Genomic DNA, 23620 nt, shown 5'->3' on the forward strand with positions numbered 1-23620 from the left:
GAACTTATCATGAGAAAATTAATATTACTACCCATCATTATAATGCTGCTGCCGGTAATGCTTTTTGCCCAGGGCAGGGTAATAACTGGTACGGTTAAGGATGCAGCCGGCATTTTGCCGGGCGCAACCGTTATGGAAAAGGGGATGCCGAAAAACATTGCTATTGTAAATACCAGCGGAAAGTTTACAATTACACTTAAGGGCACATCCAATACGCTTACTGTTAAATACGTAGGCTTTGCCGAGCAGGATGTTAAGATAGGTACATCAAACAACATTGATGTAATATTACAGGCCAACAGCCAGGATATGAATGAGGTAGTGGTAATGGCATACCAGCCAAAAAAGCGTATCACCAGCACAGGGGCTGTGAGCCAAATAAACGCAGCAGAAGTGCGCACCGTACCAACAGCCAACGTTCAAAATACATTATCGGGCAGGGTGCCTGGTTTCTTTTCACAGCAAACATCGGGGCAGCCGGGCAGGGATGCGGCCACATTCTATATACGTGGTTTAAGCTCCATAAACGGCTCTAATACCCCGTTAATTATTGTGGATGATGTAGAATACCAGGCCGATCAGTTACAGCAGATAAACGTAAACGAGATTGAAACCATCACCGTTTTAAAAGATGCCTCTACAACAGCTATATACGGTGTTAAGGGAGCAAATGGCGTATTGGTTATCACCACACGCCGCGGTAAAACAGGCGCGCCCACAGTTAACTTAAGGGTTGAAACAGGCTTGCAGTCTCCAACTAAAATACCTTCTTTCTTAAATTCTTATGAGTCGGCTTTATTGATTAACGAGGCGGAAACAAATTATAACAGAACGTATGGTTTGGCAGGCGGCACACTTTCTTTTACACCGGCCGATCTGGAAGCTTTCCGCACCGGAAGCGACCCTTATGGCCACCCGGATGTTAACTGGTACAAAGCGATCTTGAAAAATAATACCTTTCAGCGTAATACCAACCTGGATATCTCTGGTGGTACCAATAACGTAAAATATTTTATTACAGGCGGCGCTTTAAGCCAGGACGGTTTATTGCGGGATTTTTCAGACCCGCAGAACGAAATCAATAGCAACTATGCTTACAACCGCTACAACTTCCGCTCAAACCTCGATCTTAAGGCAAATAAAAATCTTTCGGTAAGGCTTGACCTTAGTGCAAGGTTCGGCGTTATCAATCAGCCGCATACTGCAAATGTACTTGGCGAAATTTATGATTTTACTAAGGTAACACCGTACTCAGCGCCATTTATTAACCCAAATGGTTCCTACGCTTACTATTATTCGCAGTTCAACAGCACATCGTTAAAAAATACACCACAGCAATTAAGCACTATTAATGCGAGGTTAGCTAATGGTGGTTATGATCGTAGCACCCGTACCGATTTTAATTCGTTATTTGATATCAATGAAAAACTTGATGACATAACCCCCGGCCTTTCTGTTACCGGCCGGTTGAGTTATTCCAGCATTGAGGAATATACTAAGTCGTTATACCGCTATACCGAGTCGGGTTTGGCTAATTACAACCCGCCAAGCTATCACTTCGACCCATTGAATAACTCTTACACGCTTGACCCACGCGGAAGATATGTATTGTCTGATTACAACCTGGCTGGTAACACAAACACTTATATTACCCGTGTTAACTTGCAGGCATTTGCCACTTACGATAGGGTATTCAGCGGTGTCCACCACTTTTCAGGTCTGTTACTTTATAACCAGTACCAGGATAACGACCAGGCTAACCCACCTGCCAAATTCAACGGACAATCCTTAAAGGTTGAGTATGGCTATATGGATAAGTACCTCATCAACTTTAACGGCGCATATAATGGCTCTGATCGTTTTGCGGCAAATCACCGTTTTGGATTCTTCCCTGCAGTATCTGTAGGTTATAACATCGCTAAAGAAGATTACTTTAAAAATGCGGTAAAGTTTGTTCAATATCTTAAACTAAGGGCTTCCTACGGTGTGGTTGGGTCTGATGCTATTGGCGGTTCCAGATATATTTATACCCAGTTTTATAATAAAGGAGGCGATTACAATTTTGGCGAGAACCAGCAGGGGGCAGGTACCATCGGCGAAGGAACGCTTGCGAACGTAGATGTTTTCTGGGAGTCGCAAAAAGAGTTGAATATCGGTTTGGAGTCAAATATGTTTGATAGCAAACTGAGTTTTATGTTTGAGTTTTTCAGGAACGTGCGTTATAACCAGCTTATCTATCCGGGCGATATATCAAACATTATTGGTGTGGGCATCCCGGCAGTTAACGGCGGTACTTCGGTTAACCGGGGCTTTGAAACGCAGATAGGTTACCAAACCTCTATAGGCAGGGTGCAACTCAATACAAACCTGGTAGTTTCTTACGCCAAAAATAAAATACTGGATCAGCGCGAAGCAGCGCCTGCATACCCCTGGTTATATCGTACCGGTCATCCTATAAATCAGCCGTTTGGTTACAAATTTGTAGGCTATTATACACCAGAGGATGTTGAAAAAATAAATGCTAATGCAGCCGACAGGCCTGCAATACCAGCCAACGGTGCCAAAGTGCAAGCTGGTGACCTTAAATACAAGGACATTAACAATGACGGTAAAATAGATGTGTATGATCAGACGGCCATTGGCATGCCTAACGTACCTAATACCAATATCGGTTTAACCTTAGGTGCGGCTTATAAAGGTTTTAGCATAAATGTATTACTGCAGGGCGCATTTGGTTACAGCTTTGCGGTGGTAGGTACCGGTATCGAACCGTTTAAGAGCCAGTTTCAACCTATACACCAGCAGCGCTGGACGCCTGAAACTGCTGCATCAGCCCAGTTCCCGAGCCTTACTACAGATCCGCTTTCTGTAAGCAGCCCATCTAATTACCTGTCAGACTACTGGCTGATCAATGCGCATTACATCCGGTTGAAAAGTGTAGATATAGGGTATCAGTTTCCCAGTAATATGTTGCCATTCCACTTTAAAAATGCCCGTATATATTTAAGCGCGTATAACCTGTTTACGTGGAGAAGCTACAACAAGTATCAGCAGGACCCGGAGGTGGCTACAAGCTCGGCAGGAGATGTATATCCTAATCAGCGTATAGCTAACCTCGGTTTACAGGTAACGTTTTAATGTATAATATAATAGATTGAGAAAGTAAATATTTCTCAATTAATGCTTGCTAAATCGATTTAAATTTTATATTTGTTTTTGGTTTAGTTGATTAATATAAGTCTGACATCCCGGGACGGATTACGTTCCGGGTGTTTTTTGACCTGCTGGCAACCATATAAACCTTTTAAATTATTTCTGTGCCAAATAAATTCTTTTTAAAAATTCTGACTTTAACGCTGCTTAGCGGCCCGGCTATTGGCCAAACCCCAGATCTTGTGCATTATGCCAATACCTTGCAGGGTACTAACAGCAAGTTCGAATTATCTTACGGTAATACTTACCCGGCAACCAGTGTACCCTTTGCCATGAATACCTGGACTCCCCAAACCGGTAAAAATGGAGAGGGATGGAAGTATCAATATTTTGAAAGTAAGATCAGAGGGTTCCAACAATCGCACCAGTGTAGCTCGTGGGTTAATGATTATGCCGTGTTTTCGCTGATGCCGGTAACGGGGAAATTGGTGGTAACAGATGATGACAGAGCTACAGGTTTCTCGCACAGTAACGAAGTAGCCCATCCGGATTATTATAAAGTTAAGCTTGATAATAATATTGTAACAGAAATTACCACTACCGAGCGGGGTGCACACCTGCGGTTTACCTTTCCTGCATCGGCGCCTGCTTACCTGGTGCTGGATGGCTATACCAAAATGAGCAACGTGCATATCTTTCCACAGGAGAAAAAAATAACCGGCTGGGTGAATAACTGCCGCTGGGCCCCACAAAATTTCAAAAATTATTTTGAGATAGTTTTTGATAAACCGTTTAAAAGCTATGGCACCTGGGAGAATAAGAAAGGTACGATCAATGCTAATAACACATCAGATGAAGGAGAAGGAAAAGGGGCCTATATTGAATTTGAACCTGGCGCTATAGTACAGGCAAAGGTAGCATCCTCATACATCAGCCCGGAACAGGCAAGCTTAAACTTAAGTACAGAACTTGGCCGATTTAAAACCTTTGACGAAACACGGGCGGCATCACACAAAATATGGAACAAGTTATTTAACCGGGTGCTTGTTGAGGGCGGTACAGAGGAGCAAAAGGCTACCTTTTACTCATGCCTTTATCGCGCAAACCTGTTTTCGCATCGCTTTTTTGAATTAAATAAAGCAGGTAAGCCTTATTATTTCAGTCCGTATGACGGTAAGGTACACGACGGTTATATGTATACCGACAATGGATTTTGGGATACCTTCAGGGCACAGTTTCCGCTCAATACAATTCTTCATCCAAAAATGGAAGGGCAGTATATGCAGGCGCTGCTGGCCGCGCAGGAGCAGTGCGGCTGGTTGCCATCATGGTCTTTCCCATCAGAAACAGGAGGGATGATAGGGAATCATGCTATATCGTTGTTAACCGATGCCTGGGTTAAAGGCATCCGTACTTTTGACCCCCAGCAGGCGCTTAAGGCTTACTATCACGAGGCTAATAACAAAGGCCCGTGGGGAGGTGCTAACGGCCGTGGCAACGCCAAGGAGTATAACGCAAACGGTTATGTGCCTTACTCCGAGCATACCCAGGGTGCAACAGCTCAATCATTGGAATATGCCTATGATGATTTTTGTGGATACCAACTGGCAAAAGCGGTAGGGAATAAAGAGTACATGGCCTCCTTCGGCAAAAACATGTATAACTATAAAAGCTTATATGACCCCGGCACACGTTTTATGCGGGCTAAAGACGCAGATGGAAAATGGGTAGAACCATTTGACCCGCTGTCATGGGGTGGCCCGTATACCGAGGGTAATGCATGGCACTGGCAATGGTCTGTTTTTCATGATGTGCAGGGTTTGATCAATCTGATGGGGGGCGATAAAAACTTTACGGATAAAATTGACTCTGTTTTTTCACAGCCCTCTACTATTGTTCCCGGCGGATATGGGTCTGTTATACATGAAATGACTGAGATGGCACTGATAAAAATGGGTCAGTATGCTCATGGTAACCAACCTATTCAACACATGATCTACCTGTATAATTATGCAGGCCAGCCGTGGAAAGCCCAGCAGCATGTGCGTGAGGTAATGGATAAGATATATAATTCCACCCAAAACGGCTATCCCGGTGACGAGGATCAGGGCCAGATGTCGTCGTGGTATGTGTTAAGCGCATTGGGTATTTACAGCGTTTGCCCCGGTACGGATCAATATGTTATTGGCAGCCCTGTGTTTAAAAAAGTAACCCTTACCTTAGAGAATGGTAAAAAGTTCATTATACAGGCCGATAACAACAACAGGCAAAATGTATACATCCAATCGGCTACACTTAATGGTAAGCCATATACACATAACTGGTTAAATCATAGTAGCATAACAAGCGGGGGAACCCTGCGTTTTATTATGGGTAATAAACCGGCCTACAAGCGTGGGCTTGCAAAAGCCGATCGTCCTTTCTCTGTATCTGTTGCACAAAACAGCGGTAAAAAGAACTGACTTGTCAGGTTGTCTAATTTGGTTATTGCCATAATAAAAAGCGGCTTTTGATTGTTTACAATGCACCATAATGCTATAATTGTGAACCAATTATTTAACCAAAATGGAGAATGAACCCCAATTCACCGAAAAAAGGTATTATATCATTATTGCCTTTGTAACTTCGCTCTTCCTGCTATGGGGCGTAGCCATGACTATGGGCGATGTGCTTAATAAGCATTTTCAAAACGTGCTGCATATCTCCAAATCACGATCGGGCCTGGTGCAATTTTCTATTTTCGGGGCTTACGGGGTAATGGGTATCCCGGCAGGTTTGTTCATGAAACGTTTTGGTTATAAAAGGGGCGTTCAATTAGGATTGTTACTTTATGCCTGCGGTGCTTTCCTGTTTGTGCCGGCATCTGATGCCGAGTCATTCAACTTTTTCAGGATAGCGTTATTTATACTGGCCTGCGGGTTGGCTACATTAGAAACGGTTGCCCACCCATTTATGGCATCCCTTGGCGATCAGCGCACCAGCGATCAGCGTATAAACTTTGCGCAGGCTTTTAACGGGGTTGGTGGTATCATAGGGCCTCTTATCGGCAGTTACTTTATCTTAAGGGCAGAGGCCGGGCATTCGCAGGACCTGATAGCCGTTAAACACCTGTACATTGCCATAGGCATTATCATTGCACTGGTAGGTATAAGCTTTTCGTTTTTAAAGGTTCCTGCAAATCTTACAGACCCACATACCGTTGCTACCGACACCTATGCCGTTGGCAAGACACCGCAGGTCACCAAGAAGCTTTTTCAGCATAAGCATTTTGTATTTGCTGTAATAGCCCAGTTGTTTAATGTGGCAGCTCAGGGGGGCACCTGGGCCTTTTTTATCAATTATGGTCATGAAATAGTTCATCTTACCGATGAAAAAGCCGCTTATTATTTCAGCTTCAGTTTGTTTATGATGATGATTGGCCGCTTTGCCGGAACCTTGCTGATGAGATATATAGCACCTAACAGGTTGCTTGCAATTTTCGCGCTGGGTAATATCATTATGTGTATCATCGTGTCGCAGGCATTTGGATGGGTATCCTTCGCGGCTCTCATCATGATCAACTTTTTCTTCAGCATAATGTTCCCTACTATATTCAGCCTGGGTTTAAAAGACCTGGGCCCAAATACCCAGCAAGGTTCATCATTTATTGTGATGGGGGTTGTTGGCGGGGCATTATTTCCGCCGCTTATGGGGCTAATTGCTAATAAAAACGTAGCCACATCGTATTTGCTGCCTATTATTTGTTACGCGGTTATTTTTGCGTTTGCCTATAGCTATAACAGCTTCAGAAAACGCTAAACACTTATCCTACCCTTTAGGGTATTTTAAAACTTAAAAATTTACTTTACATTGCATCTTTCATAAATCGGTTTAGTATGAGTAAAAAAATATCTATTGTTGATATTGCCAACGCTTTAAATATTTCAAAAACCACTGTATCATTTATATTAAACGGCAGGGCGCAGGAGAAAAGAATAAGCGAGGAATTAGTTGAGCGCGTACTAAAACTTGTTAAAGAAGTTGGATATAAACCAAATTCGCTGGCTAAAAGCCTGCGAACAGGCAAGTCAAACATTATTGGTTTGATGGTTGAAGATATTTCCAATCCCTTTTTTGCAAATATAGCCCGCCTTATTGAAGACCGTGCCTATGAAAAGGGCTACCGCATAATTTATTGCAGCACAGATAATGATACAAATAAAACCCAGGACCTGATCACAATGTTTAGGGACAGGCATGTGGATGGTTATATTATGGCCCCGCCTAAAGATATTGAGGAAGATGTGAGGGACATCATAAAAAGCGGGTTGCCGGTTGTAATGTTTGATAGGTACCTGCCTAATATAGATACCGATTATGTAGTGGTTGATAATCAGTTTAGTACTTATAACGCTACCCGCCATTTAATGGAACAGGGGTATACCAAGATTGCCTTTATTACCTTTTCTTCCGAACAAACCCAAATGCTTGACCGTGTTAACGGTTACAAAAACGCGTTAAAGGAAGAAAAGCTGAAACCATATATAAAAGAAATAGATTTTAATCGTATCGAGGATCTTATCATAGAACCGCTTACAGCTTACTTAAAGAAAAATCCTGGTATTGATGCCGTGTTATTTGGTACTGACCATATTGGCACTTGCGGCCTTAAGGTGATCAAACAACTGGGCCTAAAGGTTCCGGATGACCTCGCTGTAGTTTCTTTTGATGATTATGATGTTTTTAAGCTTTATTCTCCCCCGGTTACAGCAATTGCGCAACCAATTGAGGATATAGCCGATAATATAATCAGCCTGTTGCTAAAAAAACTGGACTCTAACGCTAACCAAACCACACAAAAAATCACCCTCTCAACAAATTTAAACATCCGCCGCTCGTCTAAACGGCTTTCGGACGCTGTTGCACAGTAGTTACTTCTGCGGCCAAAGCTTCTGGTTTGTATATTGTAGTATTTTAAGCTTTAAACGTGGCCAGGTATTATTGTATTTTTCCGTATTAAGCATCATAACACAACAGATACCTGGCCAAATGTTTTGTATAAGGTCAATTGTTATATGCTTGGGTTTTTAAAACATATCCTTTAGTTAAAAGCGCGGGGTTGACCTCTACCTCCAACCTTTTTGTTTCGCCTTGCATTAAGGTGAAATAGCTATCACTAAGCAAAGCAGGCAATATCTGTTCACCAGCATTATTAAGCAGCTGTGCCCTTATACCAAAGGCCGCGGTAGCCGCAGAATTATTAGTTACGGTATAAATAAGTACTTTATTTATGCCGTTAGCCGCAGTTTTAACTTTGACTTTGCTAACCTTTAAGAAACTGCCGACAGATGGCATTTCATTCAAAGCGGTATAGTCCAGATATTTTTTCCCAAGCCAATAAAAGTTTTCAGATACCAGCTGTTTTTTATCATTATAAAGTTTTAACCGTAAAAAGTAAACATCCGGCAGGGCCGATGTATCTCTTCCGGCAAAGGCAATAAACGCCTCTGTAGCCGAAGAAGCCTTCGCTGTAAGCTGTTTATTTATGGTATATTCAGGTATGGACTTTCCGTTTGGTGCATATACCTCCGCAGTAGCCGTAAGGTCATCAATGTCATAAGCTTTATTGTTGATCACTTTTACAGCGTTGTTTGCCGGGTTCCATTGAATATGCACAGGTTCGCAGGCGGTTTTAGCGCCAAAGTAAGCGCCTGTCAGGTCGTAATAGTAATCGTATGTTTGCCATATCATGGAAGGGTAGGCAGATTGGCTCATCCATATCAGCATACCGGTGGCATCGTTCCACATGTGGTCGTTCCAACCTTCAAACATGGCTTTCATGGTTTCCAGGTTTTGCATCTGCGCTTTTTTGCAAAAATCTTCAAGCGAGGTTGCTATGCCATAACTTTTGTTGATGTAGCGAATATATTTAGCCGGTTCGGCACCTCCGCCCAATTCGCCGTTGGTGCTAAAGTAATGTTTGGCCCACATATTGGTTTTGCTATCTACAGATTGCTCCGTCGGTGCCACCCAGTATTCCCGGGGCATGAACCTTTTAAAGCTTTCTACATTCACAAACGTAGCGGTGCCCAACTCGCTGCGCATGCCCCACGAGTCCTTAGAGAACAGGTAGCCATTATGCGGATCGGTAAAGTACGTTTTAGGATCTGCATTACTCCATAATCCGCTGCCTGATAAAGCCCTGCTGCCGCCATGTATAGAAAAGTTTAGATTGGTAGCGCCCGCATTTGACCGGGGCACGTAAAGCCTGTTGTCGCCGTCATTTTCTATAATGGCATTTTTGATGGCCATGCTTAACGCTCCGGTGGTATCGCCGCCCGGAAGCCCCTCATTGGCACCGCACCATATAACTATTGATGGATGATGACGGAATTTTTTTACTTTCTCAACTGCATTTACCCGGAAGTTTTCGATACTATCGATCGGCCCAAAATTGTTCAGCCAAAAATCATCCCAAACCATGATACCATATTTATCGCAATACTGGTAAAACGCCTCGTCGGTAACCTCGCCGGTCCAGTTACGGATAATGTTAAAATTCATTTCCTTATGAAAACGGATACGCGGTTCGTAGTCTTTGCCACGTACCTTTAGCATGTAATCGCTCATTCCCCAATTGCCACCCTTTAAAAGTACGGGCACATCATTTACATAAACGCGCATAGGGCCTTTCAGGGTAGTGGTATCAGATGTAACTTTACGTATGCCGAAATTATGATCCAACTCATGGGATAATCCTTTGTCGCTCTCAAATGCAACCTTACAAGTATATAAACTTTGATCACCGTAACCATTTGGCCACCATAATTTAGGGTTACTGATATTCAGCTGCGGATAAGCGTTTTTATCTAAAGTTATAGTTTGGCTACTGTTGGCAGCAACAGTAACTTGTTTATCAATATTTATATTTCCCGGTTGTATGGTCACTTTAAGTTTACCGCTAACCGCTTGTTGCGTGCTGTTCTTCAGATCGGCGCTCACAGTCAATTCTGCAAGGTTTTTATTTGGCAGTTTAGTTTGTACCCAGGTATCCTGTATGTTGACAGGCCCTGTAACGCTTACTGTGACGCTATCTGTAATACCGCTGTTAAGGCCAGGCACCGCCGGCATCCAGTCCCAGCTGCCACTGCTTAAATAGGTGGGTGCTTGTCGGTTAGCCAACCCGTAATCAGCATGCGGAGGGATGATTAATACAGCAACGGTATTTGGTTTACCGCTGTTAAGCAGATCAGTAACGTCATACCGCCCACGCTGAACAATTCCTTGTATGGTGCCTATATGATGGCCGTTAAAGTAAACTTCTGCGCGTTTGTGTACCCCGTTAAAGTTTAACCAAAGCCTTTTGCCATTGGCTAATCCTTTCGACGAAAACTCTGCACGGTACCAGTAAGGCTGGTTGTATTTTGCTTTATCAACTTTGTAAATATTATCGGCATAATCGGGGTTGGCCTCTTTGCCTGCTTTTACATAAGAGTAAAAAACAGTACCTGGCACTACTGCATCAACCGCTCTCTGCGGGCTGAAACCAAATGTTGAAATGACTTTAGCCGTTACCCGGTTAGTTGATTGAGGGAAAACTTTCCATTTTAATTGAAAAGTAGTCTGGGCATTAACTATAGCTGATACTTTTAAAAGTATAACCAAAAGTATGTATCGTTTCATCTAAAAGAATAGGTTTTATAATCAGCACAATAATAACAATTTTTTGCTAAATCGATTTATTAATTATTCTGCATATTACTACTCATACAATTTATAAATATGTGAGGAATACTGTATGCTTGAGAGAGTCAATAATATATTTTAACTTTGAAATGCAAAGTACTTTATATATGAAACTATCATCTTCGCTCGACAGTCTACATGCTAAAGCAAAAAGTAATATTTGGCTTAAATATTTTGCTGTTTTTTTACGGATTGCACTGGCTGCAGGCTTTTTTCCTTCAGGATTGGTTAAAGTACTGGGTGAGCGTTTTACCTCGTTATCTAACAATCACCCGATGGGCCATTACCTTGAGGCACTATTCCATACTGGTTATTACTATACGTTTATTGGAGTTTTACAAATGACCGCAGCTGTTTTATTACTGATACCCCGTACGGCGCTTTTAGGAGCGTTGCTTTATTTTCCTATAATCTTAAATATCTGCATCTTATCCTTATCAGTACGCTTTGACGGGTCGCTGATAACATCACCGTTAATGGTTTTAGGCAATTTGTATTTATTATGCTGGGATTACGACAGGTTGAAATTTATATTACCGTATCAACGGCATCAGTTTATTCGTTCGCGGCAAATAGTAGACAGGAAATTTCCGAAAGTATTTTTTGCCGTAATAATGATAACCATCATAGCTTTGATTTTTACATTACGGAATGTGTACAGCATTATGCCCCGCAATACCATTAATGATTGCAGGGCGCAATGCAAGACCAGTAAGAACGAGGACGTCTGTAAGGTGTTTTGCGATTGTATTCATAGCAAAGGCGAGCCGCTGGATAAAGCATTGGAACAGTACAATAAAGCTGTTAATAGCTTAAATCATAAGTGAATTGTAGTAGCGATAATAAGACGCTTTGATGGCTTTAAAAATAATTTCCTAATCTTGCGCGAAATATAGATTCGTGTTGAAAAAACTTTTACTATTTGCATCTCTACTATTATCTATACAAACTTATGCACAGCAGGCCATTCAAGGTATTGTACTTGATAGCCTTACCAGGTTGCCGTTACAAGGAGTTACTGTAACTATAAATCCATCAGGGCAAAGCGCAGAAACTCAGGAAAGCGGTCGGTTTTACTTTAAGAAAATGCCGGTGTCTTTAGCAAGCCTTTCTTTTTCGGCGATAGGTTATGGCGAAAAAACTTATACGGTTGGGCAATTTAAACAGAACAGAGTTATTTATCTGTCGCAGCACAGTACCCAATTGGCGGATGTATTGATATCGGCGGGCAATATTAATCCTTATAAAACTATTAGTGAGACAGATATAAAGTTAAGAGGCATATCAAACGCCCAGGAGGTTTTACGTATTGTGCCCGGCTTGTTCATAGGGCAACATCAGGGCGGGGGTAAAGCAGAACAGATCTTCCTGCGCGGTTTTGATAACGATCATGGTACGGATATCAACATGAGTGTGGATGGTATGCCCATTAATATGGTATCGCAAGCGCACGGGCAAGGTTATGCCGACAGCCATTTTATCATCCCAGAAACCATTGAGCGTACTACTTACGAAAAAGGTATGTACAACGCCCGGAAAGGCGACCTTGCGGTAACCGGTTTTGTAGATTTCCATACAGCTAACGCTATTAGCGATAATCTGATCAAAGCTGAAGCAGGCGCTTATGATACTTACCGCGTGCTGGGTATGGCTAATATTCTAAATGAGAAAGCAAGGGCTAACAATCAATCATTCTATGCCGCTTCTGAGTACAGGTATAGTAACGGCTATTTCGACAATCCGCAGCATTTTAACCGTTTTAACTTTTTTACGAAATATCACGGCAGGTTAAGCGCTAATAACTGGCTTAGCGTATCAGCTTCTACTATGTACAGCAAATGGAAGGCATCAGGCCAGATACCTGAAAGTGCAGTAAATGATGGTACAATAGGTTTTTTTGGCGCCCTCGATCCAAATGAAGGTGGTGTAACATCCCGCACAAATATTAATGCGCAATTAGTAACTACGGTTTCTGATCGTGATGTGCTTAAAAATCAGTTATACTATTCCCGTTATAAGTTTGATCTGCACACCAATTTTACTTTTTACCTGGTAGATACTGTTAACGGCGATGAGATACGCCAGCGCGAAGCACGCAACTTATACGGATATAACGGTAGTTATGTACATGAAAGTTATATTGGCAATAGCAAGCTAACCAGTGAATTTGGCTTAAATGCCCGCCATGACGCTACTGAAAATTCGGAGCTATCGCACACCATCAATAACTTTACTTTGCTTGATCCAATTAAACTTGGCGACATTACCGAAACAAGTGCCGGGGCATATCTGGACGAGACTTTACAGGTAAGCCCGCGTTTTACCATTAATCCAGGCTTGCGTTTTGATAAGTTTTATTATAGATACAATAACAAGCTGGCGACAGATAATACAGTGAATGGCGCTGGTGTTTATAAGGCCGATAATCAGATTATAAGTCCGAAATTGAAGCTGAGTTATCAGCTGAGCAAAAAGGCGCAGCTTTACTGGTTTTTAGGTAAAGGGTTCCATTCTAACGATGCCCGTGTAGTGGTGGCGGAAAAGGGTTTGCAAACCTTGCCATCGGCTTACGGTACCGATATTGGCACATCACTAAAGCCGGCCGATAACGTTTTAATAAACGCTGCCGTATGGTACAGTTATTTACAAAACGAATACGTTTACGCAGGTGATGGGGGCACTGTTGAATTCAGCGGACCTACCCGCCGTATTGGTTTTGACTTCTCGGCAAGGTACCAGCCGGTAAACAATGTATATTTTGATGCGGATGTTAATTATGCGCATGGCCGTGCAGTTGATGTACCTGCTAACCAAAATTACATCCCCCTGGCACCGGTTTGGAGCAGCACCGGCGGCGCTACATTTATGTTAAAAAATGGCTTAAATGGTAGTTTAAGATATCGCTGGCTGGGTAACCGCCCCGCAAATGAAGATTATAGCCTGACGGCAGAGGGGTACTTTATAAATGATCTGGTAATTAGCTACACTAAGCCTAAGTATGAAATTGGCTTAACAGTCAACAACCTGTTTAACGTAAAATGGAAAGAAACCCAGTTTGAAACAATTACACGGTTAAAAAATCAGCCGGTAGTTGATGGCATTGCGTTTACAGCAGGTACCAGGTTTTTACCGGTACTTCATTTCAGCTATTTCTTTAAATAGTGAACGATTGATATTCTGCTGTAAGATAAATTTGGTAACCTTGCCATAACATTCAGTAATATACTGCTTGCTATTTTTGCCCAAATTTTTGTTATGAAGCGTACATTATTTTATTCAATAGTTTTTGCAGTCTGCATGGGGGGCTCCGCTGATGTTTCTGCGCAAAGTAAAACCCATAAAGCCCTTTTTATTATTGCTGATGGTATTCCGGCTGATGTGATCGAAAAAATCTCAACACCTAATATTGATGCTGTAGCTAAAGAAGGCAAATACCTGCGGGCACATGTTGGCGGCGATAAAGGCGAATACAGCCAAACGCCAACCATATCCGCCGTTGGCTATAATAGCTTACTCACCGGCACCTGGGTAAATAAGCACAACGTTTGGGATAATGATATCAAAGCGCCTAATTATAATTATCCTACTATTTTCAGGTTATTTAAAGACCAGTACCCGAATAAAAAAATCGCTGTTTTTTCCAGCTGGCAGGATAACCGCACCAAACTGGTAGGAGATGGCCTGCCGCAAACCAATAACCTGCATGTTGACTACAGCGCTGATGGCTATGAACTGGATACCGTAAATTTTAAGCACGATAAGGAAAGCGCTTACATGCACCGCATTGATGAAAAAGTAATTGAAGAGGCAACCGCTGCAATAAAAAGCAAAGCGCCGGATTTGTCATGGATCTACCTGGAATACACCGATGATATGGGCCACAGGTATGGCGATAGCCCGCAATATTACGCTGCTATACAAATGCTGGATGCCCAGGTAGGCAAGGTTTGGCAAGCCATAAAATATCGTGAGCAAAAGTTTAATGAGGACTGGGTGATTTATATTACTACAGACCATGGCCGCAGCGAGAAAGATGGAAAAGGCCACGGCGGGCAATCTACCCGGCAGCGCTCAACCTGGATGGTAACCAACGCTAAAAATCTTAATGCGTATTCAAAATATTTTTATCCTGGTATTGTTGATATTATGCCATCAATAGCCCGTTTCATGAATATCAGTATCCCTGAAAAGTATAAAAGAGAAATTGATGGTGTAAGCCTTACCGGGCAGCTATCTGTAGCAGATCCAAAGGTAAACCTGGTGCAAGGTAACCTTGATATTAGCTGGAAGGCTTTAGGCAAAGGAGAAAAAGTGAAGATCTATGTTTCATCAACCAATAATGTAAAAGAAGGTAAGCCTGATGATTATAAGTTAGCAGGTGAGTTTAACGCTGATACTGAACATGCCCTTATACCCGTAAAAGATATGCCATCAGATATATACAAAGTTTGTATAGAAGGCAAATACAACGCCGTTAACAAGTGGATGGTGGTTGAGCAAAAGAAGTAAGAGGCATTCACGCTAAAAAAGCTTGATAAATGAAGTTTTCACGAACACACAAGTGAACATTGTGAACATGCATAAAGCTCTGTTAATCAGGACGATCAAATTTTGGCTGACAAAGCATTGTCAGTGCCGATATATATTGAAAATCAAAGAGTTATAAAAAAGCGGCTGTCTCAACCCGGGACAGCCGCTTTTTTAAACGGAAGGTTTAAACCGCTGCATCAACCCGTGCCGAGATCAACTGCTCGCATAAACCAAAGGACAAGGTCATGCCGTTGCCGCCAAGCCCGTTGATAATGGTTACACCCGGCTCTGCTTCAAGTACCAGTTCGGTTTGCCCGTTGGTAAGCTTGGCATAAATACCGTTCCATGTTTGTATTACACGGGTATCCTTAAGGCGGGTAAAGGTATGCAGATAGTCAACGATCATTTTATTGATGAATTCCTTGTCGAACGGATCATGAACAAGGCCATATTCATGCGAATCGCCCACGGTTAGTTCACCATATTGATTTTGCGATACCATTACATGTATGCCCCACTTCAGGTATTCGGCGTATTGCTGATTATAACGCTCGCGCAAGGCAGGTAACGAGGCTGCCGACTGAAAGCCCGGGTAATGAACCATAGATAAGCTGCCGCACAGCGCGGGGCCTATACGCCAGTTATCGGGCTGGGCAGCCATACGCATCATTTGCAGTTTGCATTTAGTTATAGGCGCGGCTGCAAAAAGCTCGGGGTAGAGGGTCTCAAATTCAACGCCGCTGCAAATAAAAACTTCATCAGCCTGATAGGTTTTATGGCCTGTTCGCACGGTTGAGCCATTAACTTCATTTACGGCAGTATTCCAGTAAAATTCAACAGCGTATTTTTCCGCCAGGTATTTTGCAATGTTGCCAATGGCTTCGCGTGCCTCAACTATGATTTCTGTGCCGCTCCAAAGCGCGCCTTTCAATCCATCGGGATTGACCGCTGCTGATTTTTGCAGCGCCTGCCCGGCAGTCAGCAATGCGCAATCTCTTAACCCGGAGTTTACCTGAGCATATTGGCCCATTACTTCCAGTTCATCGTTGTGGTAGGCTAAATGTAACGAACCTACCTCATCATGCCAGATATTCGCTTCGGCACAAACTTGTTTCCAGATGCTGCGCGAAAGCATGGCGCGGTCAAACAATGGGCCGGTAGGCTGGCCTATTGGCCAAACCATTCCAAAATTGCGTATGGATGCGCCGACTGCGCGCTTGTTCCGCTCAAAAATAGTTACTTTATAACCTCTTATAGCTAATGCCCTTGCTGTGGCTAAACCCACAATGCCAGCGCCAATCACAATGGCCGATCTGCTGCTCATGCTGTAGTTAATTTTAATTGTTTACCAGGGTTTTCTTTTCGTGCAGTTTGCAGAAAATAGATCAGGGAAAATGTAGCGCTTATAGTACCAATGACAGAAAGCGCTATCAAGCCATCTTTAAAAAATATATGCCAGCTGATACCAGGGTTACCCAGCTCCTTAATTAATAATACGCTTATACTACCCAGATAGCCTATGGCATCTGCCACGTACATAATAAAGCCAACATTGCTTTTATAATGAAAGGACGCTATCATCCGCTCAAAAAATATAGCGTTGTACGGCACATAGCCAGAGTATAAACCCAGCCCCGCTAAGGTCATCCATACTATGGGGCCAATACTGCCTATAGTAAATAACAGGGTTGCAATACCGGCAAGCAGGCAGCCACCTATAATGAATACATGGATTACGCTGAATGCCCTGAGGTTCTTTTTAATGAGGATAAGCAAGCTCATTCCAACAAGCACAAATACCGAGATAATAGAATCGATATTGGTGAATATAGTGTTGCTTTTAACACCAAGCCCATGCCATATCTCAACTTCAAAATTATCGCGTATATCGCGCATAATGGTCAATAGCAGATATACAATTACTGTAAGTATGATTCCAGGTAAAAAACGTAATAAAAAAGCCTTTCGCTCATCGGCGCTCATGGGTAACCTTTCGGTACGTAGTTGTTTGTCCTGTTGTGTTGGCGGGGGGATGCATTCCAGGACCAACACAAACAGCAATAATGGTAAAACAAATACCGCACCGGTTAAAAAAGGCATTACATACTCGTTGATATGTATTCCCGCCATTAGCGAGCGTGCAACGGTTTTTACAAAGCCCGATGCGAATATCAAACTGATGGAAAGCAAAGCAGCCATAAATTCTGTTGCCTTGCGCCCTTCCAGGTAACCAAATACCAATCCCCATATCATACCCAGCGGGAAGCCATTGATGAATAGGAAAATAATATTGTAAGGCGCCGGTACAAAAGCAAAGGCAAGCAGCGCCAGCCATGATATGCCTATAAGTGTAAGGATGTTTTTGCCACGGCTTTTTGCTTTTACTTCGGCTATAAAACGTATGCCGTAAAATTTACTGAGCATATAGCCTAATACCTGTGCTATAACCAGCCAGGCCTTGTAATCTACATGCAGATATTGATGGCCTGTAAAAGTACCTGCAGTAAAAGCTTTTCTGAAGGCGTACATTGACGTATATGCACCAAATGCCGATAGCCCTGCCAGGAATGAAACCAAGCCATAAGGCAGGTGGGCAAGCCGCTTTTTCAGTTGATCAAGCAGTTGCATCGGCGGTTTGGGTTACAATAGCTGTAACATCATCCAGATCATCAATAATATGGGTAGGGTTATAAGGTTGCAGCGCCGCACGTGTAAACGCGCCTGTTGTTACAGCAATTACATATTTACAGCCTGCATTATGTCCCTCACGTACGTCAACTTCAGTGTCGCCAACCTTAGCCACTTCCCGCGCATCAGTTATACCGGCTTCTGCCATCATGCGGTTGATCATGTGAGGGTCAGGGCGGCCGGCTTCAACCTCGTCAGAGCATACCAGGAAATCAAACAGCCCCTTTTCGCGCCATTTAAGTTTAGTGATAATGCTTTCAGCTATCGCTTTTGAAAAACCCGTATTAAGGCCTATTTTAATGCCTTTTTCATGCAGCGTCTGCATTACCTGTTCGGCATGCGGTAATGCGGTAAGATCAGTAGCCTGCTCATAATAAGCTATCATCTGATTTACAAACTCATGATGAATGTTGCTTATCAATTGGGCGGTGATTTTGCTTTCATCCGGCTCGTGCAGGCGCAGCATTTGCTCAATGGCCGAGCGTTTTTCATACCCCATTAAAGGGTTTATGATATCGGCAGGTACATCATAACCGTAACTGGCTAAAGCGGCTTTAAAAGTTTTGGTTACTTCATTCTTATCTTCGACCGTGGTGCCGGCCATATCAAAAACTACAAGTTTAACAGACATGCTAAATCAAAAATTGGTTTAGCAATTTTAAACTATGTTTATTAATTATAAACTAAGCGTTTGTTAAGATTACTTTAAGTGGCTGTATTATCTTCAAAAAAGTAAATGACCAGCATACTGGCAGTACCTGTTCCTATATTACGAGGGGTATGGGCCATACGTCCGTCAAATAACATGCTATCACCCTGGTTGAGGCGGTAAGTGCTGTCATCCCCAAACAGGTATTCTATTTCGCCGCTGATGATGTACTTGTATTCATAAGCCTCGGTCTCTACAAGCGGGCGGCTGGCATCTGGTGCCAGTTCTAATATAACAATGTCAATAGTGGTATTTTTTATAAGCTGTGTAAAAATGCGCTGGTAACTAAAACCCCGGGCATCCTCTTTTTCAAAGTGCTCGTACTCATTTTTTCTTTTGATTACAAGCGGAAAGTTGTGGTCTTTATGCTTTATATCTTTAAAAAATGCGTTTAAATCTATATCCAGGGCCCTGATGATATCTATTAAAACTATAAGCGACGGTATGGTGCGGCTGTTTTCTATCTGCGATATAAGCCCTTTGCTTACGTTGGCCCTGGTAGCAAGTTCCTGTACGGTGATGTTTTTCTCGCGGCGTTTTTCTTTTATCCGGTTACTTATTTGTATAAGTATATCATCTTCCATTAGTGCTTATAATTGGTTGGCGGCAGCAAAGTATATATTATATGGATATACAACAAGTAATTTTTATGTTAAGGTTGTTAAGGCTATGGTTATAAATTTAATCACACAGCCGTAACATCAATATAATATACAAGCATTTGCTTTGTTGCAAACTATGGTTATGCCCTTAACATCACAAACCCCGGAAAAGGTAGTAGAACAGATTTTTGCCTTATATGAGCAGCATGGAGATGAAGACTATATAGGCGAGCCTGTATCGCAGTTGGAGCACATGGCCCAGGCTGCCGCGCTGGCCGAAGCCGAGGGTTATGACGACGAAGTAATATTAGCAGCCTTTTTTCATGATATAGGGCACCTTTGTGCTGCCGAAGGTGAAGCGCAGAGCATGGATGGCATGGGCAATGTAGATCATGAGAAACTTGGAGCCGATTACCTGCTTAACCTGGGTTTCTCCGAGCGCCTTGCACGTTTGGTACAGGGGCATGTAATTGCAAAGCGATACCTTACTTTTAAATATCCTGATTATTACGAAAAGTTATCGCCTGCCAGCCGTGCTACATTAAATTTTCAGGGTGGGGTGATGAGCGCTGCGGAAGCCGCGGAATTTGAAGCTAATCCTGATAAGGAGCTCATTATTCGTTTTCGCCATTGGGACGATGAAGCTAAATTAGAACATATACCAGTTACTAATGTAAAGCGCCTTAAACAAATGGCTTTGAGCTACTTAAAACAAAATGCTGCGCTTTAAATAGTTGTATGTTAAGCCAGTTTAATGTACATATAGTTTTTGTATTATCAATTTACACCTGTCTTAATATTTCCTGAATAAAACTTTAAGGTTTACTTAATTTAAACTTAGTTTATAAATAATAAACAAAGTTTACTATTGCTGCCGATAAAATCAACTTAAACAACTACAGATTTTAAAAGCAGATGAAACAATTTTACCTCAATTTAAAAAGGCTGGCCATTGCATTAATGTGCTGCCTGCTGCCTGGTGCTTTGTTTGCCCAAACAAAGATAACAGGTACAGTAAATGACGAGACTAAGCAGCCCTTACCTGGTGTAAGTGTAATGCTTAAAGGTACCAACCAGGGTACTACAACTGATGTTTACGGCCGCTTTATTATTACTGCAAGCCCCGGCCAGGTTTTGGTTTTCAAATTTTTAGGCTTTGCAGAGCAGGAAGCTACAGTGGGTACATCATCAACCATGGTTATTAACCTTAAAGGTGATAACAAAACCCTTAACGAGGTAGTTGTTACCGCTTTGGGTGTTAAAAAAGAAACCCGCCGTGTAGGTTATGCCGTGCAAACTGTTAGCGGTGAGGACCTGACCTTAGCCCGCGACCCTAACCCTATTACCGGTTTAACCGGTAAAGTTGCTGGTTTATCGGTAGGCCCCTCAGCCGAGCTTTTAGGCGCGCCCAGCGTTAGGCTGCGTGGTAACCAGATATCGCTTTATGTGGTTGATGGCTTTCCTATCAATACCGATACCTATAACATCAGCCCTGATGATATTGAAAGCTATACGGTGCTAAAAGGCCCTGCAGCAGCTGCACTATACGGTAACCGTGCGCAATATGGTGCCATATTGATCACCACTAAAAAAGGCAACAAAAACAAAAAGGGCCTTACTGTTGATATAAACAGCAGTACCGTTATTAACGATGGCTTCCTGGCTTTTCCTCGTGTACAGCACTCATACGGTGCCGGTGAAAATACTTTCTACAAATTTGTTGACGGTAAAGGTGGCGCGCCAGGTGGTGTAGATGCCGATTACGATGTTTGGGGCCCTTATTTTGCCGGCCAGCTGATAGAACAGTATGATAGCCCGGTTATCAACGGTGTTCGCCAGCCAACTCCATATACTGCCCGTGGTGCCAACAACCTGAAAAACTTTTTGCGTACAGGTTATCAAACCAACAACAACGTTTCTTTGAGTGCTAACGGCGATAATTACACCGTTCGTCTTTCGGCATCGCAGCAACATCAAAGCAGCTACATACCAGAACAGTACCTGGATATAGCCAACGCTAACATTTACGCGTCATTTAACCCTAACCCACGCTGGAAATTTGAGGGTAACGTTAATTTTAACCGCCAGACCACAGATAACTTCCCTGACGTTCAATATGGCCCTAACAGCTTAATTTATAACGTAGCTGTATGGACAGGTGCCGACTGGGATGTTAACGCCCCTGATATCAAAGCTATCTGGCAGCCAGGAAAAGAGGGTGTGCAATCGCAATTTGCTGAGTATACACGTTACCATAACCCATGGTTAATGGTTAAAGAGTGGACACGCGGGCATTACAAGAATAACACTACAGGCTATCTGTCTGGTAACTTTAAAATCAATAACAACTTAAACGTCACCCTGCGCTCGCAGATAGATACCTACAATTTGCTGCGTACAGAAAAAATGCCGTACTCTGCCCACCCTTACGGCCGCGAAGGCAACCTGGGCGATTACCGCGAAGACCGCCGCGACCTGTTTGACAATAACACGGAGTTGATGATCAATTATGATTATACCATAGCTAAATTCTTTAACCTATCGGGTTTGGTTGGTGGTAACATACGTAATTTGAGTTACAACTCTAACTGGACGTCTACCGATTACCTGAACGTACCGGGCGTATACTCATTCAGTAACTCCATGAACCCTGTACAGTCTTCCAACTTTACGTCTGATATGCGTGTTCTGAGTGCGTACTACTCTTTAGATGCAAGCTTTGGCAAGTACGCTACATTGTCGCATACGTTACGTGTCGACAAGTCTTCTGCATTCCAGGTTCCAACCACGTATGTTTATCCAAGCTTGTCATTATCAACAGTGGTGTCTGATTATGTAACCTTGCCTGAGTTTATTACATTCTTAAAAGGCAGGGCATCTTACTCAAATATCCGTTCTGATGCAACATCTACAACAATTGGCCCCGCACCATTCAGCTCAATTACTGCATTAGGTGGCAGCCCAAACACCAGTAACCCGTTAATGACTAATCCACTGGGTTATGGTAGTACTTACAACTCTCCATACAATGGTCCGTCGTATGTGTTAAACACATCGTTTTCAACAGGTAAACCATATAACAGCCAAACCGCTGGTTACGCGACAGACTATCTGTTCCAATATGGTATCAAAACGTCTACACGCGTAAACTACGAAGAAGGCTTTGATATCAAGTTTTTACAAAACCGTTTAGGCTTTAGCGGTACTGCGTTTCAGTATATCGATGGTCCGCAGATTTTAGCAAATACCATTTCAACGGCTTCTGGATATACAATTGAATATGTAAACGCCTTAAAAACCAAGAAAACAGGTTACGAAGGCTCATTGCAAGGTACCCCAATTAAAAACCTTGGCGGCTTTAGCTGGAACGTATTGGTTAACGTATCTACTTTTAAAGATGTTTACAAAGAACTGCCTGCAGGCCAGACTACTTATCAAACCTTTTTTAAAGAAGGCGACCGTACAGACAAATTATACGGTAGTGCTTTCGTTAGAACTCCAGACGGACAGATCATTAATGATGCTGCCGGCAAGCCGCTAAGCAACCCGGTTCCGCAATATCTGGGTAACATGAACGCCAATTACCAGTGGAGCGTTTACAATAAAGTTCAGTATAAAAACTTCAGCCTGGGCTTCCAGTTTGATGGTTCTGTTGGCGGCGTGATTGTAGATTACATGCACAATAAAACCATGCGCGGTGGTGCTAATATAGAAACCGCCGAGGGCGCATTAGGTGCAGCACGTTACCAGGACTGGTTAAACTACGGTAAAGCCGGGTATGCAGGCAGTTACATTGGCGAAGGTGTGCAAATATCTAACGGTGGTGTAATCAATTATGACTCAAACACAGGTGCCGTGTTGAATTATGGCGATCTTAAATATGCACCAAATGGCAAAAAGGCTTTTGTGCAGGATTACGTAAGTAAATATTACAACGTTGATGAAGCTAACCTGATGAGCAAAACCTTCTCTAAGTTGCGTGAGGTAACCATTGGTTTTGATTTCCCTAAACAGCTTTTGCAAAAAACATTCATTCAGAAGGCTTCAATATCTGTATACGGCCGTAACCTGCTTTATTTCTATAAAGATAAACGCTTTAAAGACGTGGATCTTGACCAGTATAACTATGCTACAAGCTTAACGGGCCTGCAATCGCCAACTATTCGTAGCTACGGTTTCAATCTAAATGTTTCATTCTAATAAACTGATCAGC

14 protein-coding genes are annotated in these 23620 nt (G+C 42.7%); 9 read left to right on the plus strand and 5 right to left on the minus strand.

Going from position 1 to position 23620, the window contains the following annotated elements; genetic code table 11:
• Window positions 1-9: 9 nt before the first annotated feature.
• The 4 genes from ACFQZX_RS05540 to ACFQZX_RS05555 all read left to right on the plus strand — a co-directional run bounded on the left by ACFQZX_RS05540 (window position 10) and on the right by ACFQZX_RS05555 (window position 8063).
• Window positions 10-3138, plus strand: coding sequence for a SusC/RagA family TonB-linked outer membrane protein (locus ACFQZX_RS05540; protein WP_377112323.1), 3129 nt, complete (start codon window positions 10-12; stop codon window positions 3136-3138).
• A gap of 179 nt (window positions 3139-3317) precedes the next feature.
• Window positions 3318-5615, plus strand: coding sequence for a GH92 family glycosyl hydrolase (locus ACFQZX_RS05545; protein WP_377112325.1), 2298 nt, complete (start codon window positions 3318-3320; stop codon window positions 5613-5615).
• 103 nt (window positions 5616-5718) lie between these two features.
• Complete coding sequence (locus ACFQZX_RS05550; RefSeq protein ID WP_377112328.1) at window positions 5719-6951, plus strand: sugar MFS transporter; 1233 nt, start codon at window positions 5719-5721, stop codon at window positions 6949-6951.
• Between the two features lie 77 nt (window positions 6952-7028).
• A complete protein-coding gene (locus ACFQZX_RS05555; protein ID WP_377112331.1) occupies window positions 7029-8063 on the plus strand; it encodes a LacI family DNA-binding transcriptional regulator in 1035 nt (344 codons plus the stop codon).
• A gap of 133 nt (window positions 8064-8196) precedes the next feature.
• On the opposite strand, the gene ACFQZX_RS05560 is transcribed toward ACFQZX_RS05555, so the two are convergent.
• Window positions 8197-10815 carry a glycoside hydrolase family 2 protein gene (locus ACFQZX_RS05560; RefSeq protein ID WP_377112334.1) on the minus strand — a complete coding sequence of 873 codons (2619 nt, stop codon included), beginning with the start codon at window positions 10813-10815 and terminating at the stop codon, window positions 8197-8199.
• A gap of 152 nt (window positions 10816-10967) precedes the next feature.
• Here ACFQZX_RS05560 and ACFQZX_RS05565 point away from each other — a divergent pair, with 152 nt between their 5' ends.
• The 3 genes from ACFQZX_RS05565 to ACFQZX_RS05575 all read left to right on the plus strand — a co-directional run bounded on the left by ACFQZX_RS05565 (window position 10968) and on the right by ACFQZX_RS05575 (window position 15387).
• Window positions 10968-11705, plus strand: coding sequence for a DoxX family protein (locus ACFQZX_RS05565; RefSeq protein ID WP_377112337.1), 738 nt, complete (start codon window positions 10968-10970; stop codon window positions 11703-11705).
• Window positions 11706-11781: 76 nt separating this feature from the next.
• Complete coding sequence (locus tag ACFQZX_RS05570; RefSeq protein ID WP_377112339.1) at window positions 11782-14040, plus strand: TonB-dependent receptor; 2259 nt, start codon at window positions 11782-11784, stop codon at window positions 14038-14040.
• Between the two features lie 93 nt (window positions 14041-14133).
• Window positions 14134-15387: an alkaline phosphatase family protein gene (locus ACFQZX_RS05575; protein ID WP_377112342.1), complete on the plus strand. Its 1254-nt coding sequence runs from the start codon at window positions 14134-14136 to the stop codon at window positions 15385-15387.
• Between the two features lie 205 nt (window positions 15388-15592).
• Here the strand turns inward: ACFQZX_RS05575 and ACFQZX_RS05580 are convergent, their stop codons facing one another.
• The 4 genes from ACFQZX_RS05580 to ACFQZX_RS05595 form a co-directional block, all read right to left on the minus strand.
• The gene (locus ACFQZX_RS05580) at window positions 15593-16732 is read right to left on the minus strand and encodes a TIGR03364 family FAD-dependent oxidoreductase (protein WP_377112344.1); all 1140 of its coding nucleotides are present in this window, start codon (window positions 16730-16732) and stop codon (window positions 15593-15595) included.
• Window positions 16729-18036: a DUF5690 family protein gene (locus ACFQZX_RS05585; protein ID WP_377112347.1), complete on the minus strand. Its 1308-nt coding sequence runs from the start codon at window positions 18034-18036 to the stop codon at window positions 16729-16731. The genes ACFQZX_RS05580 and ACFQZX_RS05585 overlap by 4 nt, the downstream gene beginning before the upstream one ends.
• Window positions 18023-18727 carry an HAD-IA family hydrolase gene (locus tag ACFQZX_RS05590; RefSeq protein ID WP_377112349.1) on the minus strand — a complete coding sequence of 235 codons (705 nt, stop codon included), beginning with the start codon at window positions 18725-18727 and terminating at the stop codon, window positions 18023-18025. Before ACFQZX_RS05590 ends, ACFQZX_RS05585 begins: the two co-directional genes overlap by 14 nt.
• A 74-nt stretch (window positions 18728-18801) precedes the next feature.
• On the minus strand, window positions 18802-19389 hold the full coding sequence (locus ACFQZX_RS05595) for a helix-turn-helix domain-containing protein (protein WP_377112352.1): 588 nt from the start codon (window positions 19387-19389) through the stop codon (window positions 18802-18804).
• A gap of 160 nt (window positions 19390-19549) precedes the next feature.
• Between ACFQZX_RS05595 and ACFQZX_RS05600 the strand changes: the two genes are divergently transcribed.
• Both ACFQZX_RS05600 and ACFQZX_RS05605 read left to right on the plus strand, forming a co-directional pair.
• Window positions 19550-20137, plus strand: coding sequence for a phosphonate degradation HD-domain oxygenase (locus ACFQZX_RS05600; protein ID WP_377112354.1), 588 nt, complete (start codon window positions 19550-19552; stop codon window positions 20135-20137).
• 185 nt (window positions 20138-20322) lie between these two features.
• The gene (locus ACFQZX_RS05605; protein WP_377112357.1) at window positions 20323-23607 is read left to right on the plus strand and encodes a SusC/RagA family TonB-linked outer membrane protein; all 3285 of its coding nucleotides are present in this window, start codon (window positions 20323-20325) and stop codon (window positions 23605-23607) included.
• Window positions 23608-23620 lie beyond the last annotated feature (13 nt).

It is taken from the genome of Mucilaginibacter litoreus (assembly GCF_042676805.1).
Classification (GTDB): Bacteria; Bacteroidota; Bacteroidia; order Sphingobacteriales; family Sphingobacteriaceae; genus Mucilaginibacter; species Mucilaginibacter litoreus.